At 36.7% G+C, this 16,893-nt stretch carries 12 protein-coding genes; 9 read left to right on the forward strand and 3 right to left on the reverse strand.

Features of this window, described 5'->3' with window-relative positions; all coding sequences use genetic code 11:
• Positions 1-70 precede the first annotated feature (70 nt).
• Positions 71-1,417 (reverse strand): DEAD/DEAH box helicase, encoded by a 1,347-nt coding sequence (locus CDH50_RS12845; protein ID WP_100612685.1) that lies wholly within the window; start codon positions 1,415-1,417, stop codon positions 71-73.
• A gap of 289 nt (positions 1,418-1,706) precedes the next feature.
• Here CDH50_RS12845 and CDH50_RS12850 point away from each other — a divergent pair, with 289 nt between their 5' ends.
• The 6 genes from CDH50_RS12850 (at position 1,707) to CDH50_RS12875 (ending at position 10,614) form a co-directional block, all read left to right on the forward strand.
• A complete protein-coding gene (locus CDH50_RS12850) occupies positions 1,707-2,114 on the forward strand; it encodes a hypothetical protein (protein ID WP_100612686.1) in 408 nt (135 codons plus the stop codon).
• Positions 2,115-2,300: 186 nt separating this feature from the next.
• Positions 2,301-3,380 (forward strand): efflux RND transporter periplasmic adaptor subunit, encoded by a 1,080-nt coding sequence (locus tag CDH50_RS12855; protein WP_100612687.1) that lies wholly within the window; start codon positions 2,301-2,303, stop codon positions 3,378-3,380.
• Between the two features lie 19 nt (positions 3,381-3,399).
• Positions 3,400-6,591, forward strand: a complete 3,192-nt coding sequence (locus tag CDH50_RS12860) for an efflux RND transporter permease subunit (protein WP_100612688.1) — start codon at positions 3,400-3,402, stop codon at positions 6,589-6,591.
• The gene (locus tag CDH50_RS12865; RefSeq protein ID WP_100612689.1) at positions 6,578-8,017 is read left to right on the forward strand and encodes a TolC family protein; all 1,440 of its coding nucleotides are present in this window, start codon (positions 6,578-6,580) and stop codon (positions 8,015-8,017) included. The genes CDH50_RS12860 and CDH50_RS12865 overlap by 14 nt, the downstream gene beginning before the upstream one ends.
• Positions 8,018-8,267: 250 nt before the next feature.
• Positions 8,268-9,362, forward strand: coding sequence for a Fic family protein (locus tag CDH50_RS12870; protein WP_100612750.1), 1,095 nt, complete (start codon positions 8,268-8,270; stop codon positions 9,360-9,362).
• A 271-nt stretch (positions 9,363-9,633) separates the two neighbouring features.
• Positions 9,634-10,614: a hypothetical protein gene (locus CDH50_RS12875; RefSeq protein WP_100612690.1), complete on the forward strand. Its 981-nt coding sequence runs from the start codon at positions 9,634-9,636 to the stop codon at positions 10,612-10,614.
• Between the two features lie 47 nt (positions 10,615-10,661).
• Here the strand turns inward: CDH50_RS12875 and CDH50_RS12880 are convergent, their stop codons facing one another.
• Positions 10,662-11,555 (reverse strand): aldose 1-epimerase family protein, encoded by an 894-nt coding sequence (locus tag CDH50_RS12880; RefSeq protein WP_100612691.1) that lies wholly within the window; start codon positions 11,553-11,555, stop codon positions 10,662-10,664.
• Positions 11,556-11,776: 221 nt separating this feature from the next.
• On the opposite strand from CDH50_RS12880, the gene CDH50_RS12885 reads away from it, so the two are divergent.
• Complete coding sequence (locus tag CDH50_RS12885; RefSeq protein WP_100612692.1) at positions 11,777-13,069, forward strand: anthranilate synthase component I family protein; 1,293 nt, start codon at positions 11,777-11,779, stop codon at positions 13,067-13,069.
• Here the strand turns inward: CDH50_RS12885 and CDH50_RS12890 are convergent.
• On the reverse strand, positions 13,066-13,758 hold the full coding sequence (locus CDH50_RS12890; RefSeq protein ID WP_100612693.1) for a hypothetical protein: 693 nt from the start codon (positions 13,756-13,758) through the stop codon (positions 13,066-13,068). The two genes, CDH50_RS12885 and CDH50_RS12890, sit on opposite strands and share 4 nt — an antisense overlap.
• 122 nt (positions 13,759-13,880) lie before the next feature.
• Here CDH50_RS12890 and tilS point away from each other — a divergent pair, with 122 nt between their 5' ends.
• Both tilS and ade read left to right on the forward strand, forming a co-directional pair.
• Positions 13,881-15,191 (forward strand): tRNA lysidine(34) synthetase TilS, encoded by a 1,311-nt coding sequence (gene tilS, locus CDH50_RS12895; RefSeq protein WP_100612694.1) that lies wholly within the window; start codon positions 13,881-13,883, stop codon positions 15,189-15,191.
• A gap of 46 nt (positions 15,192-15,237) precedes the next feature.
• Positions 15,238-16,878: an adenine deaminase gene (gene ade / locus CDH50_RS12900; RefSeq protein ID WP_100612695.1), complete on the forward strand. Its 1,641-nt coding sequence runs from the start codon at positions 15,238-15,240 to the stop codon at positions 16,876-16,878.
• The last annotated feature ends 15 nt before the right edge of the window (positions 16,879-16,893 follow it).

A 16,893-nucleotide genomic window follows, 5' to 3' on the forward strand; every position in this document is an offset into this window, starting at 1 on the left:
ATCCAATAAGAATCTAAATTCTAATAGTTAACTTAGACTGTAAACTGATACTGAATACTGCAACTAAAACCTACTTCTTCTTATTCCGCCTATTATAATTTTTATCCCCTCTCGTTAGAGGTTTCTTATACTTCTCCGCAATTTTAAATTTATAGGAGCCGCCTAAATTTTCCTTTTTATTTTTTTCAGATTTCTCATGAAAAGCTGGCCCTACATCTTCAGGTTTTCTATTGGGATTGTTGCGCTCTTTTATTTGCGGACGTTCCTCTTCAATCAACTGGTCTGAAATCTCAATATCCTCAGGAAAATCCAATACAGGAATCTGCATACTCATTAAACTTTGAATATTTTCAATAGCTTCCGAGTCGCTTTCCGTAGTAAAAACAATCGCTTCACCTTCACGTTCGGCACGTCCTGTTCTACCAATACGGTGCATGTAATTTTCAGGATAATTGGGCGTGTCAAAATTAATAACATGCGATACGTTATCGATATCCAATCCACGCGCCATGATATCGGTGGCGACTAAAATACGGTTCATGCCCGTTCTAAATTGCTCAATACTTCTTAAACGGTAATTTTGTGTTTTGTTGGAATGAATCACACATAATTCGTCATGAAAACGTTCATCTAATTTTTCAAATAAACGGTCTGCCATTTTTTTATTGGCAACAAAAATTAAGGTTTTATTAAAGCGTTCCTTGTCTTGCAATAATTCAAATAAGAGATTGACTTTCGTATAAAAGTTCGGAACTTCATAGCGTAATTGCTTAATATTTTCTAGCGGTGTACCAGAAACGGCAATAGAAACGCGTTCCGGACTCTTAAAAAAATCGTTGATTAAATCATCCACATCTTCCGTCATGGTTGCCGAAAACATAATGTTTTGTCGGCGTTCGGGCAGGATGTCGAAAATATTAATAAGCTGATGTCTAAATCCCAAATCCAGCATCACATCCACTTCGTCAATCACTAATTTTTGAATGGATTTCACTTGCAACACCCTGCTTAAAGCCAAATCATAAAACCGTCCCGGCGTTGCTACCAAAATATCCAAACCTTCGGCAATCGCTTGTTTTTGGGTATTGATATTCGTGCCACCATACACACCCAAAACGCGGGTGTTCATATATTTTGCCAGTTTTTCAATTTCCTCAACCACTTGCACAACTAACTCTCGCGTTGGTACCAACACCAAAATACGCGGATTCTCTTGCGTGGAAAAAGGGAGGTTTTTAAGAATGGGCAACATATAGGCAAAGGTTTTCCCTGTACCTGTTTGTGCAATACCAACCACATCCTTACCAGAACTCACTACATTAAAGGCGTGTTCCTGTATGGGCGTGGGCGTAGTAATCCCTAAATCGTCTAAGGCGTTATATAATGGGGTGTTTAAATTTAAGTCTTGAAAAGTCACGTGTTTGCTTATGAATTATTGGTACAAAGGTAAATTAATAATTGGTGATGTAGTATATACGCTCTTTTAAAAGTAAAAAGCAGCATTGCTTTTTTGTCTTACACTTTGAATTTTATATAATTTTCAACATTTATTAAATTCTTCCACATAATATTTAAAAAACGGATTTAGTTATTGTATTTGTTAAGATTTAATTGTCAAATTTTTATGGAATTGCTACATTTAAATATCATCAAAAAGTTTTTTTAATATTGGGCGTTTCTATACTTTTGCTTAGTAATAACCAACAATGAGATTTTTTTATTTATTAGTATTTCTACTGGCCAGTAGTATATTCAATACTTCTGGAGCATCTAATGTAACAGAGAAGGTTTGTTTAGCTATTGAACAGAGCTCTAAACAAACTATCATATCTCATATTCCAGAATCTTTTTCTTCTGAGGAAAACCAATCGTACAGTGTTGTTAGCGCATTATTTTCAAATAAGATTAGCCCATTTACTGATTTCATTGAAATTAATGAGTATAAAGAATTTAAAACAAATCCGTCAAGCAAAAGTGCCTTTTTAAGCTACAAAAGCCACTTCTCATACTCAAATTACAAAACATTAAAGTCTTTTTTACACAGATTTGAAAGTAACTCTGGAGTATTTCCAGCCGTTTCTAAGCAGATATTGTATCATACCTTCATAATTTGATTTAATCCTTTCTTCCGTTTTTTAGTAATACAGTAAACAACCTAATAGTAATTAGGATTGTAAACTTATTACTTGTTTTTAAATTTTAAAACACAAACTCCATAAAACAATCAACGGTTTTGACATGGTTGATGATGCAATATCCTAACGCCATTTCAATCCAAAAACCCATATATAAAATTAACGATGAATAGAATAGTTGCTATTTTAGGAATGTTCGTATTACTGCTTTCGGGCTGTCAATCCGACAAGAAAAATCATAAAGAAACTCCAAAATTACAAGTAAGTAAACCCATTATCAAAGACACCATTATTTCAAAAGTTTACGTGTGTCAAATTAAATCGTGCCAACATATAGAATTGAGGGCATTGGAACGCGGTTATCTTCAAAATATATTTGTAGATGAAGGCCAAAAAGTAAGCAAAGGTCAATCCATGTTTAAAATCATGCCCAATGTTTATGAAGCCGATCTTCAAAAAGTAAAATCTGAGGCCGTTGTTGCCAGAATTGAATATGAAAATACAAAAATGTTGCAAGATGAAAATGTGGTTTCTAAAAACGAGTTAGCTTTATCAAAAGCGAAGTTAGATAAGGCTAATGCAGAAGTGACCTTGGCACAAACCCATCTAAATTTCACCAATATCAATGCCCCATTTGCAGGTGTGATGGATCATCTTCATGTGCGAGTAGGAAGTTTGTTGGATGAAGGCGAATTATTAACTACACTTTCAGATAACAGTAAAATGTGGGTGTATTTTAATATGCCCGAAGTGGAGTATCTGGATTATATGACCGATACAAATAGGCAAAGCCTTAAACAGGTCCAGTTGGAAATGGCTAATGGCAAGCTGTTTAGTGAACCCGGACTTATTGAAATTATTGAAGGTGAATTTAATAATGAAACAGGAAACATTGCCTTCAGAGCTGTTTTTCCAAATCCGAACGCCATTTTAAGACATGGTGAAACGGGGAATATTGTAATGCGTTTGCCCTATAAAAATGCCCTCATCATTCCCCAAAAAGCAACCTTTGAAATCTTGGATAAAAAGTATGTGTTTGTTGTGAATAAAGACCATAAACTGGAACAACGAGAAATCACCGTTGCCCAAGAATTACCGCATTTATACATTGTTAAAAGTGGTCTAAAGGAATCTGACGACATCCTATTGGAGGGTCTTCGTAGGGTACAGAAAGGCGATAAAGTTGAAGTCAATTTTATTCAGCCCAAAAATGTATTGGCTAGTCTAGAACTTGAATCAGAGTAACCCCTAACGAAGAAATAACATGTTTAAAATATTCATAAAACGACCAGTAATGGCGATCGTTGCATCGCTCATTATACTCTTCATGGGTTTACTATCCATAAAAACACTTCCCATTTCACAGTTTCCAGAAATTGCACCGCCAAGGGTCATCGTCACCGTATCGTATCCAGGGGCGAGTGCCGATGTATTGGTACAAACGTCCCTTATTCCTTTGGAGCGCGCCATTAATGGGGTGGAGGGCATGAAATACATTGTGTCTGATGCCACAAGTGCCGGTGAAGCCACCATTCAAGTGATTTTTGAGTTGGGTACCGACCCGAATCAAGCCGTAGTTAATGTCAAGAATCGTGTTGATCAAGCCATTAATAAATTACCAGCTTTGGTACAGTTGGAAGGTGTTGTGGTGTCTCGAGTTCAGCCAAGTATGTTGATGTATATCAATTTATATAGCAAAGAAAAGGGCGCGGACGAGAAATTTCTTTACAACTATGCCAACGTAAACGTGATTCCCGAAATAAAAAGGGTCAGCGGTATTTCCAGTGCGCAAATATTGGGAAGTCGCCAGTATGCCATGCGTATTTGGCTGAAACCCGACCGTATGCGAGCTTATAATGTTTCTACGAAAGAGGTCATGAAATCCATTGACGAGCAAAGCGTTATTGGTCGTCCGGGAAGGTTGGGGCAAAGTTCTGGTATCCAAGCGCAATCTTTGGAATACGTATTGGTATATCAAGGACGTTTCAACAAACCAGAGGAATATCAAAACATCATTATTCGGGCGACTCCGGAAGGTGAAATATTAAAATTAAAAGATATTGCCACAGTGGAATTGGGCAGTGAGTTTTTCGACATTTATTCCAACAAAGATGGCTATCCGTCTGCTGCTATTGTCTTAAAACAAAGTTATGGCAGTAATGCTAGTGATGTGATTGCACAGATTAAAGATAAAATGGATGAACTGAAGCCCTTATTTCCTGCGGGGATGGATTATGAGGTGAGTTATGACGTGTCCAACTTTTTGGATGCTTCCATAGAAAAAGTGATCCATACTTTGGGTGAGGCCTTTCTTTTAGTGGCATTGGTGGTATTCATCTTTTTAGGTGATTGGCGTTCTACACTCATTCCCACCTTGGCGGTTCCCGTATCGCTTATTGGGGCATTTTTTGTGATGCAGGCATTCGGACTTACCATCAATTTGATTACATTATTTGCATTGGTATTGGCGATAGGTATTGTGGTAGATAATGCCATTGTGGTGGTGGAAGCCGTGCATGCCAAAATGGAAGAAGATGCGCATATTACGCCGTATAAAGCGGTTCAAAAAGCATTGGGTGAAGTGGGAGGTGCCATTGTGGCGATTACCTTGGTTATGACCTCTGTATTTATTCCCGTGGCGTTTATGTCGGGACCTGTTGGGGTGTTTTACAGACAATTTTCCATTACCATGGCGTCATCCATTGTTATTTCGGGTATAGTGGCTTTAACGCTAACGCCTGTATTATGTGCCATGTTATTGAAAAACAATCATGGTAAAGCCAAAAAGAAAACACCCATCAGTAGGTTTTTAGATGTTTTCAATCATTGGTTTGAAAAGCTCACAGGCAAGTACATTCGTATTTTGGATAAAATTGTAAGTCGTCGCCTTATCACCTTGTTGGTGTTGATCGGATTTATTCTAGGGGTTTTGTTTGTTAATAAAACTTTGCCTGCGGGATTCATTCCCAATGAAGACCAAGGGATTATTTATGCCATCATCCAAACACCTCCGGGTTCTACTTTAGAATCAACTAACAAAGTGTCTAGGCAACTTCAAAGCATTGCTGAAAAAATTGAAGGCATTAAATCCGTGTCATCGCTCGCAGGTTATGAAATATTAACCGAAGGAAGGGGCTCCAATGCAGGTACGTGTTTGATAAACTTAAAGAACTGGGACGAACGTAAACATTCCGTTCATGAGATTATTGAGGAACTGGAAGAAAAGACCAAGGATTTTGGAGCCGTTATTGAGTATTTTGAGCCGCCCGCCGTTCCCGGCTATGGTGCCGCAGGTGGTTTGGCCATGCGTTTGTTGGATAAAACAGGGTCATCAGATTATTTGGGTTTCGATAAAATAAACCAAGATTTTATCAAGGAATTGTCAAAACGTGAAGAAATCACTGGACTTTTCACCTTCTACGCAGCAAACTATCCGCAGTATGAACTGAAGATAGATAATGCCAAAGCCATGCAAAAAGGCGTGTCTATTGGTGAGGCTATGGAAAACCTAAACATTTTAATCGGTAGTACCTATGAGCAAGGGTTTGTCAGGTTTGATAATTATTTCAAAGTATATACCCAAGCAGATCCAGCATATCGAAAATATCCGAGTGATATTTTGAATTATTTCATTAAAAATGAAGCTGGTGAGATGGTGCCTTATTCATCATTCATGCAATTGAAGAAACGCCAAGGACCAAACGAAATCACCCGTTATAACTTGTATAATTCCGCATCCATTATGGGAGCGCCAGCAAAAGGTTATACTACGGACGATGCCATTAATGCCGTTAAAGAAGTCGCAGAAGAAACACTTCCCATTGGTTATGATATTGCGTGGGAAGGGCTTTCTTTTGATGAAGCCAGAAGAGGTAATGAAGCTGTGGTGATTTTCATCATTGTATTGATATTCGTGTACTTTATTTTAGCCGCGCAATATGAAAGTTTCATTTTGCCTTTGGCGGTGGTGTTATCACTTCCTGCGGGTGTTTTTGGGGCGTTCTTCTTGTTAAAGGTAACCGGATTGGCTAACGATATTTATGCACAGGTGGGTCTGGTCATGCTGGTCGGACTCCTAGGTAAAAATGCTGTACTGATTATTGAGTATGCCGTGCAGAAAAATAACAAAGGCTTGAGCATTAAAGAGGCTGCCATTGAAGCCGCTAGGGTGCGTTTCCGACCCATATTAATGACGTCTTTCGCCTTTATTGCGGGATTAATTCCTTTGGTGATAGCCACCGGGGCGGGAGCTGTTGGTAACCGTACTATTGGAACGTCTGCCTTAGGTGGGATGCTTTTCGGAACCTTGGTAGGCGCTATTGCCATTCCTGGTTTGTACTATCTATTTGCTAAAATGTCCGCTGGTCGCAAGCTCATCAAAGACGAAGATGTTGAGCCACTAACGGAAGAATATAAATATACGTTCGATAATGATGCTACTGATGAAAAAGAATAATATAATAAAACGGATTGGTTTGGGCTGTATAGTCATCTTGTTTACCTATGCCTGCGGTGTGCCTAAAGTCACGCAAAGAAACGCATCTGCGCCACTTCCTGAACAGTATCAAAGCAACATGCAAGATACCGTAAATGATGCGCAGATTGTTTGGAAAGATTTTTTTGAAGACCCTTATTTGGTGCAACTCATAGATGCCGCCTTGGTCAACAATAAAGAGCTGAATATGATGCTTCAAAAGGTGAACATGGCTCAAAATGAAGTCCAAGCCAGAAAAGGAGAGTATTTACCATCTATTTCCGCAGGACTCGGAGCCGATGTTGATAAAGTGGGTCGCTATACCCGAAACGGTGCCGTGGAGCATAATCTGGAGATTGAAGAGGGTAAAGAGTTTCCGGAACCTTTGTCGAATTTACAGGGCGGCCTGTATATGTCGTGGGAGCTGGATGTGTGGAAGAAGTTGAGAAACTCCAAAAAAGCCGCTTATATGGAATATATGGCGTCCGTAGAGGGCAAAAAATTCTTGGTTACTAGTTTGATTGCGGAGATAGCGGACTCATATTACGAGCTACTGGCTTTAGATAGCAAGTTGAGCAATCTTGAGCAGAACATCAACCTTCAAAAAGATGCGTTGCGCATGGTAGAATTGCTTAGGCAAGCAGCTAGAACTACCTCATTGGCGGTAAAACGTTTTGAAGCCGAAGTTCAAAAAAACCAAAGTGAGGTATTCAGATTGAAGCAAGAAATTGTTGAGGTAGAAAATCGGTTGGCATTTTTGGTCGGGCAAAGTTCGGTAACCATCCAAAGAAGTACGGGTGAATTTACGGCCTTATCCCCAAAAGTGGTTCATACAGGCATACCATCGCAGTTATTGGCAAACCGTCCCGATATCAAGCAAGCGGAATTGGAATTGGAAGCCGCCAAACTCAACATTAAAGTCGCAAAAGCCAATTTTTACCCATCCTTTGGGATGAAAGCAGGCGTGGGCTATCAAGCGTTTAATACCAAGTATTTGTTAACGACGCCAGAATCGGTGTTCTATTCCGTGGCGGGCGAAATAGTGGCGCCGTTGGTGAACAGAAATGCCATTAAAGCGGACTATAAAAATGCCAACGCCAAACAAATACAGTCGGCGTTTGAGTATGAACAGACCATTATAAAAGCGTACCAAGAAGTGAGTACGCAATTGTCTAAAATGGCAAATTTAGAACAGGAATACCAATTAAAAAATGAGCAAGTAGATTTGCTTAAGGAGTCCATCACGGTGGCAAACCAACTGTTTCAATCGGCGCGAGCAGATTATATGGAAGTGTTGCTCACCCAACGTGATGCCTTAGAAGCCAGAACGGTGCTTATTGAAACGAAGAAAGAACAAATGCTTACCATGGTTAATTTATATAAAGCCCTTGGTGGCGGTTGGAAATAGGGATTGATTTGTTGTCATGTTATAAGTGCATGTTTTCACTTATGTATTCATTGTTTATTGTTTGGTTAGGAGTAAGGCGGATGTTTACATCTGCCTTATTTTGTTTGTGACTTCATTGATGGGATAAACTATGTCGATTTTTTTTAATTATCTTGAAATAAATGTAAGTATGTCGATTTTTTTTAATATTTTCGACATAGATATAATGAATGTCGATGCAATCGACATAGATATTTTAAGCAATTTAGCCATGAAAATCAAATACGACAAGAATATTCCATACAACGAGTTGCCGGATTTACCACCAAAAAACAATTTGGAAACTACACCAATTTTTAAGGCAACCATTAGGGCAAATAAACTATTGGCAGAGTTAAAAGGATATTGTCAAACCTTGCCTTACCCGCAATTGCTGCTTAACACGATAGTGTTACAAGAAAGTAAAGAATCTAATGCTATCGAGAATATTGTAACCACACAAGATGAGTTGTACAAAGCAACATTAATGGGCGATAACATAAAAAACCAAGCAGCCAAAGAAGTATTGCAATACCGTGAAGCCATTTATTGGGGAATTGAGCAATTGCAAAAAAACAAGTTGATAACCACCAATTTGTTAGTTGGTTTAATGCAACGTTTGCGTGGTTCGTCGGAAAACATTAGGAAAAATACAGGCACAAAATTAGGAAACCCTACCAATAATCAAATTGTTTATACGCCACCCGAAGGTGAAAATATCATTCGAGATAAATTATCAAAACTAGAAATTTTCATCAATGACCCCGCATTTTCCGATTTAGACCCTTTGATAAAAATGGCTCTTATTCATTATCAGTTTGAAGCCATTCATCCATTTAGTGATGGTAATGGGCGTACAGGCAGAATATTGAATGTACTGTATCTCATTCAGCAGGAATTATTGGGATTGCCAGTTTTGTATTTGAGTCATTATATTATTCAAAACAAATCAGACTACTATCGTTTGCTAAAATCGATTACCGAAGACAATAATTGGGAAGAATGGGTTCTGTTTGTTGTAAACGGCGTTGCTGAAACATCTGAAATGACTTTAAGAAAAATTAATGCCATTTTAGAATTAAAAATCAATACTGAATTAAGAGCTAAAGACGTGCTAAAATCTTCTTATTCCAAAGAGTTGGTTGATTTATTATTTAGTCATCCGTATATAAAAATAAAGGTGTTGGAAGAAAACAATATAGCCAAACGGCAAACGGCGAGTGAGTATCTAAAGAAACTAGAATTCCATAACATTCTTGATTCTGTTAAAATTGGCAATGAAATTTATTATATAAACAAGAAATTGATAGAGGTTCTTACAAAATAATTAAAAAATGACAGTGTCGATTCAATCGACATCGTATTAATCTATGTCGATTTTTTTAAATTTTTTAGACATTCTTTTGTTTTATGTCGATTCAATCGACATACTGAAAATGTTTGCCTTTTGTTTATAACTTTCGGGTAAATTCTTACTATAAATATTGATTTTTATTTTTGAAAAAGTAAATTTGATTATCGGTGCATATAAAACATTGAAACGGATTCATATCCTTAACGTTGTAGGTAATTTTCGGAACCAAATAAAAAATTAGAAAATGAAGAAAATTGGAATAAAAAATTTTGATCTGCTTTACTTCCTAAACTCTTCTAGCTTAAAATCGGATTTTTTATTCTTTGATGAAATCAGATATGACCCTTTACAATTAAAATCCATTTTACCTTTCGCAGAATTAGTATCTAAATCAATGTGTGATAGAACTGGAAAAATGTTTGAAGGGAAAATGAAAGAAATTGATTTCTTATCAAGCAATAATTTACTGAAGGAATTTGAAAGAATTGAAATTTCAAATGGTTCGGCTATAAAAGATTTAGTAAACACTGAACAATTAAAAAATTTACATAAAAAAATCACTGAATTAACAACAGAAAGAACTAAATTATTAGACGTTAATTTTGCAAATAATATTGAAAATAGATTAGAAAGAGTTTTTGCTTCTTCTACAGAAATCAGTGATTTAAGCTCTTTATATTTGAGCTTTATTTCAAACTATGAAGGCATTCTTGAAACAACACCAATTGTATTTTATTCACAAAACTTGAGTTTTAATAAAGATTTAATCTCAAATAAATCTCAAATTATAAACTTAACACTTAATAAATTTCCTTCTTTAAAATATCAAACTGAATGGAGTCAAATTATTGAAATAAAATCAGATAATGACTTAAGACATAAATATCTAAAACTAAACAATTGGATAAATGATGTTGCCATAGAAAATTATTCTACAAAAGAAATTCAAGAAAAGTTAGAATTTATGCTACTGGACTATGAAAAACAATTAAAGTACCACTCAAAGCAAATAGCATATAATAAACTCGAATTAATACTTAATTCAAGTTTAGGGATTATTGAAAACCTTCTTAAATTAAATCTTACTGAAATAGGAAATAACATTATAAATACAAAAAAGGAAAAATTAAATTTAGAAATTAATAAGCAATTCTTATCTGGAAATGAAATTGCTTACATAACTGAAGTCGGAACTCAAAAATCATTAAAAAAAAACTACCTATAACAATTACTTACAGCCAAGACCGATAAGCGTAACTTCCAAAATATAGGTTAAAATAAAATCCCCCCATCAACTACAACCCCATACCCAACCTCAAAAATCTCTCCAGCATCCAAAGTTAGAATCCCTTCCTTGATTTTAAAATCTTGGTTGGTATCGTCGTTATCGGCAATCCCCAACCACGGTTCTATACACACATAATTGCCTGTGGGTTTTGCCCAAATGCCTAAATAGTCAAAATCTGGGTAGCTCACTGTTAAGATGGTGCCATGTTTTTTGCTTTTTAAACTTACTTGTTTCGACTTTAAATCTTTAAAAATAAGGGCATCATCATTAAACAAGTCGTGGGTGAGGGGTAGTATGTTGGTATTATTAAAAACAGGTTTCGTTTTGTTGGAAATGAGGCCGTTGGTCGTATTGATTAAATGTGTTTTGGAGTTTTCGGGGTGTTCAAATTCCAAAACATAATCATAGTACTGTTCATCCTCAAACACCGGGCATTTAAAAGCAGGATGTCCACCCACAGAGAAATACATCGTTTTATCATCCAGATTTTTAACGGTATGTATGATATCCAATTTGTTATCGGTGAGTTTGTAAGTCATGTAAAACTCAAACTTAAACGGATATACTTTTAGTGTGGCCTCGTTATACGTTAATTTAAGCGTGAGGCTGGTTTCGGTGTGTTCGTGGAGTTCAAAATCGGTGTTACCCCTTATAAAACCATGTTTGGGTAAGCTGTATTTTTTCCCTTCAAAAATATAGGTATCCTCTTTTAAAGACCCAATAATCGGGAACAAATTCGGCGCATAATTTCCCCAAATCGAACTGTCGGCATCCCACATAAACTGCGTGTTGTTTTTCACGGATTGGATGCTGCAAAGCTCAGCCCCTGTTTTTTTAATGGCTATGTTGAGTTTGTTGTTTTGTATGGTGTATTGCATGATTATTGGAGTTTTATTTTAAATATTGCTGTCAGTTCGAGTGATTCGCCCTAAGCGAATTGTATCGAGAACATTAGTTAGTTGCTTCTCGATACAATTTTATCATGCTTCGAAAATCACTCGAAGTGACATTGAGGTTATTTGTCATTCAGTTCAAACTAAAACGTAAAATTCTTAATTTTTTAAGGATTCTAACTAACTTTGTGGCATAAATTTTTTGATTGAGAACGCAGCACATCCATACCATTTCGGACACCGAAGATTTTAAGCATAAGTTATTATTATGGAGTCAACAATTTGATGATGTGGTTTGGTTGGATTCCAATAATTACGAGCAGAAATATTCGAATTTTGATGCCGTATTGGCGGTAGATGCGTTTACCAGCATTCAAACGGATGTACACCAAGGGTTTGAAAAATTAAAGGAATACCAATCCATCACCAAAGACTGGATTTTTGGATATTTGACTTACGATTTAAAAAATGATGTTGAGGATTTAACCTCCCAAAATTTTGATGGTTTGCAGTTTCCAGACCTTTATTTTTTTCAACCCAATAAACTGTTTTTATTTAAAGGCAATCAAGTTGACATCCACTACTTAAATGCGGTTGCAGATGAGTTAGCATCAGATTTAGAATCCATCCGTCATTGCGAGGAGGCACGACGAAGTAATCTGCCCAATGATATAAAAATCAAACTAAGAATCCACAAAGACCAATACTTCGAAAAAGTAACAACCTTGCTATCCCACATCCACCGAGGCGATATTTATGAAGCTAATTTTTGCCAAGAATTTTATGCTGAAGATACAGCTATCAATCCGTTAGAAACCTATTTAAAACTCAATGCCATATCCAAACCGCCATTCGCGACCTTTTTAAAATGCAACGATAAATACCTATTATCAGCCTCACCAGAACGCTATTTAAAGAAAGAAGGCAACCGCATTGTTTCCCAGCCCATAAAAGGCACGGCTAAGCGTGCCACTAATTTGGAAGAAGATGCCCAATTAAAATCGGATTTAGCCGAAAGCGATAAAGAGCGCAGTGAAAATACCATGATAGTCGATTTAATCCGTAATGATTTATCCAAAACCGCCATTAAAGGCACAGTACATGTGGAGGAATTATGCCGTGTTTATACCTTTAAACAAGTGCATCAAATGATTTCTACGGTGACTTCAGAAGTCGAATTAAACACGCATCCCGTGGATATTATTAAAAGCACATTTCCCATGGGAAGTATGACGGGTGCGCCCAAGATTTCGGCCATGAAAATTATAGAAGCCTTGGAAGAAACCAAACGAGGCCTTTATTCTGGAGCGGTTGGTTATTTTACACCTGCGGGCGATTTCGATTTTAATGTGGTAATTCGCAGTATTTTGTACAATGAAACCAAGCGTTATGTGTCCTATTCCGTTGGTGGTGCCATTACTGCAAAAAGCGACCCCTTAAAGGAATACGAAGAGTGTTTGTTAAAAGCCAAAGCCATGCGTGAGGTTTTGGAAAATTAGTCAATATGGTCCTTAAATTTCTTGATGATTTCATCAAAAATATGTTCTACGCGGCTTGGTTCGATGTTTTTAACTTTCGAAATGTCCTCAAAACTCAGTTTTCCAAAAATATATAAATCCACAATATTCGAAATATTCAGCGGTAGCCATGTGTAAAGGTTTCCTAGAGCTTTTTGCGATCTGTCAGCCGAAACATCTTTCATATTGAAAGCATTTAAAATGGAACTGTTATTATCATCATATAAAAACACATGGTTGTGTTTATCAGGTTGATGATAGGAAATATCGTTTAACTCTTCGCCCATAATAAAGTCCCAGTCATCATCAATGGTGTATTGCTCGTCCAAGCCATCCAGTTCTTCTTCCAAAATAGTGTTTGTGCTAATTGTGTTTTTATGAAACGCTTCTTTTTTAAAAAGGGTGTCTAATTCAGCATCCACAATCTTAAAAAGTTTCAATTTAATCCTGTTGGTGTCGCAGTCAATATCATAGCCATTTTCGTAAAATGTGGCAATGCTTTCATCTATAATACCATTGGAAGAAAACATATTTTTAGGAAGCACACCTGTAGATTCTGCAATGTAAAGTCTGTGTTTTACATAAGGATGCAATTGTTGGCTGGCGGAAAGGACTTTTTTGTCGAATGCCAATTGTGTTTTCTTGTCGGTTATTTTTTCAAAAGAGCTCATAACGTCACGTATTAAAATTTACCCATAAAAGATACTGAATTTTAAATTCAAAAACTATGATTTAAGTGATTTTAAGATAAAATGCCACGCTTTTTAAAAAGGCAATATTGTATATTTGAAGGATGTTAAACAAGTTTCAAAGCCACATAAACACGAAGTTTCCTTTTTTAAAGGATAAAAAGTTGCTCATTGCTATTTCAGGTGGGATAGATAGTGTAGTGCTAACCTATTTATGCCATGAATTACAGTTAAAGATTGCTTTAGCGCATTGTAATTTTAACCTAAGAGGTGATGAAAGTGATGGTGACGAGGACTTTGTTTTGCAATTGGCAGAAGATTTGGAGTTGGAGGTGTTTATTGAAAGTTTTGATACGGAACGGTATGCCGAAGACAACAAGAAATCCATTCAAATGGCAGCACGCGAATTGCGTTACGATTGGTTTGAGGAATTGGCAGAGCAATTGGGTTTTGATTATATTTTAACGGCTCACCATGCCGATGATAATTTAGAAACGTTTTTAATCAATTTTACCCGAGGCACTGGCTTGGAAGGCTTAACGGGAATTCCTGAAATTAATGGAAAATTCGTAAGACCGCTTTTGTTCTTTTCTAGGGAGGATGTTGAAACGTTTGCCAAGGAAAGACACATTCGGTGGCGGGATGATAGCAGTAATGCATCCACAAAATATTTACGGAATAAGTTACGACACGATGTGATTCCTATTTTAAAGGAACTAAACCCCAGTTTGCTGCAAAGTTTCCAAAATACCATGAATCATTTACAGGATTCGGCTGATATTGTTGAAGAACGCATTGCTGATTTTTTGAAACGTGCTGAGGATACTTCAGATAAAAATCAAACGAAGTTTAAGATTTCTGAATTTAAAGCATTGAACAATCCCAAGTCCTATTTGTTCGAAATATTTAAGGATTATGGCTTTACCGAATGGAACGATGTACTGAATTTATTGGATGCCCAATCGGGAAAGCAAGTTCTTTCTGAGCATTGGCGACTGATTAAAGACCGGGATTATTTATTGTTAAGTGATATAAATTCAAAAACATATGAGAGAATAATCATTTCTGAAACAGATAAAAACGTAGAAACACCTATTGGAACGTTATTATTTAATGATGTGGATTTGATTTCAGAAACCGCAAAAAACATCATATATGTTGATAAAAGTACATTTCGATTTCCATTAATATTACGGACATGGGAAGAAGGTGATGTGTTTTTTCCATTAGGTATGTCTGGTAAAAAGAAACTCAGCAAATATTTCAAAGACGAGAAATTCTCGTTGTTGGATAAAGAAAACACCTGGTTATTGTGTTCTGGAACTGATATTGTTTGGGTTGTTGGAAAGCGAGCCGATGAACGTTTTAAAGTCATTGAAAACACTCAACAAATTCTGAAGATTGAATTAAAGTAATGGATTCCTGCCTTCGCAGGAATCCACAATTAAGAATAAATATAGTTTGAAACTACAAGGCAACATCGTTGACATACCAAACAAACGTATTTTTAAAGGAGAAATAACCTTTGAAAACGGCCAAATCGTTTCCGTTGATGAAAAAGAACATAACCTAAATCACTATATCCTTCCAGGGTTTGTTGATGCTCATATCCATATAGAAAGTTCCATGTTGGTGCCGAGCGAATTCGCTAAGTTGGCAGTGACACATGGCACGGTCGCTACGGTATCCGATCCCCATGAAATTGCCAATGTTTTGGGTGTTGAAGGCGTTCACTTCATGGTTGAAAATGGCAAGCAAGTGCCTTTTAAATTTAATTTTGGCGCACCATCTTGCGTACCGGCGACTACTTTTGAGTCTGCGGGAGCGGTGATAGATTCCGAAGCCATCAAAACACTTTTGGAAAATCCAGATATCAAGTATCTAACCGAAATGATGAACTATCCGGGCGTATTATTTGATGATGAAGACGTATTCAAAAAATTAGCTTGGGCGAAGCATTACAACAAACCCATTGATGGCCATGCCCCGGGGTTAATAGGAGACAACCTGACAAAATATATCATTGCAGGAATTTCAACCGACCATGAATCTTTCACCTATGAAGAAGCCTTTGAAAAACTTCAAAAAGGCATGAAGGTGTTGATACGTGAAGGTAGTGCCGCCAAAAATTTTGAAGCCTTGATTGATTTGCTTCCAGAACATTTTGAAAACATGATGTTTTGTAGCGATGATAAACATCCAGACGATTTATTGGTCAGTCACATCAATGCACTTTGTGCGAGAGCTGTTGCTAAAGGCATGGATGTTTTTAAAGTGCTCCAAGTGGCTTGTGTCAATCCGGTAAAGCATTATAAATTGGATGTTGGTTTATTGCAGGAAGGCGATGCAGCCGATTTTATTGTGGTTGAAGATTTGATACATTTTAAAACAATGCAAACTTATATTAATGGCGACTTGGTTTTCGATAAAGGAAAGACATTAATAAAATCAGTTTCCTTTGAACGTCCAAATAACTTTAAAACTAACAAAAAGCACGTGTCTGATTTTAGAATTGAATCATCAGCAAAAAAAATAAGGGTCATTGAAGCGTTGGAAGGGCAGTTGGTAACGAATGAATTCATAGAAAACGCAACCATTGAAAACGGACATTTAATTTCAAATACGGAAACGGATATCTTAAAAATCGCCGTTGTCAATCGGTATCATGATGAAAAACCAGCCATTGGGTTTATTAAGAATTTCGGATTCAAATCAGGAGCCATTGCTTCTTCGGTAGCTCATGATTCACATAATATCATTGTTGTTGGTGTTTCTGATGAAGCCATTTGCAAAGCAGTTAATTTAATCATTGAACATCAAGGCGGTATTTGTGCGGTTTCAGATTTAGATACCGATAGCCATCGGTACATGGAGAAAATCCTTCCACTTCCTATTGCTGGTATCATGAGCGATAAAGATGGAAAAACCGTTGGAAATGCTTATTCTGAGCTTGACAAGATGGCAAAACAATTAGGCTCAAAACTCAATGCGCCTTACATGACTCTGTCTTTTATGGCATTATTGGTAATTCCGTCTTTAAAATTAAGCGACAAAGGTCTTTTTAACGGAAATGATTTTAAATTTGTCCCTTTGGAGATATAAGATACTAGATCTAAG

Origin of the sequence: Confluentibacter lentus, from assembly GCF_002806995.1 — a bacterium.
Lineage (GTDB): Bacteria > Bacteroidota > Bacteroidia > Flavobacteriales > Flavobacteriaceae > Confluentibacter > Confluentibacter lentus.

What these genes read in the sequence shown, in the direction of transcription:
- CDH50_RS12890 (WP_100612693.1), bottom strand. Translation starts at nt 13,758, where the DNA reads ATGAGCTCTTTTGAAAAAATAACCGACAAGAAAACACAATTGGCATTC.
- CDH50_RS12855 (WP_100612687.1), top strand. Translation starts at nt 2,301, where the DNA reads ATGAATAGAATAGTTGCTATTTTAGGAATGTTCGTATTACTGCTTTCG.
- tilS (WP_100612694.1), top strand. Translation starts at nt 13,881, where the DNA reads ATGTTAAACAAGTTTCAAAGCCACATAAACACGAAGTTTCCTTTTTTA.
- CDH50_RS12880 (WP_100612691.1), bottom strand. Translation starts at nt 11,555, where the DNA reads ATGCAATACACCATACAAAACAACAAACTCAACATAGCCATTAAAAAA.
- CDH50_RS12875 (WP_100612690.1), top strand. Translation starts at nt 9,634, where the DNA reads ATGAAGAAAATTGGAATAAAAAATTTTGATCTGCTTTACTTCCTAAAC.
- CDH50_RS12850 (WP_100612686.1), top strand. Translation starts at nt 1,707, where the DNA reads ATGAGATTTTTTTATTTATTAGTATTTCTACTGGCCAGTAGTATATTC.
- CDH50_RS12865 (WP_100612689.1), top strand. Translation starts at nt 6,578, where the DNA reads ATGAAAAAGAATAATATAATAAAACGGATTGGTTTGGGCTGTATAGTC.
- CDH50_RS12860 (WP_100612688.1), top strand. Translation starts at nt 3,400, where the DNA reads ATGTTTAAAATATTCATAAAACGACCAGTAATGGCGATCGTTGCATCG.
- CDH50_RS12870 (WP_100612750.1), top strand. Translation starts at nt 8,268, where the DNA reads ATGAAAATCAAATACGACAAGAATATTCCATACAACGAGTTGCCGGAT.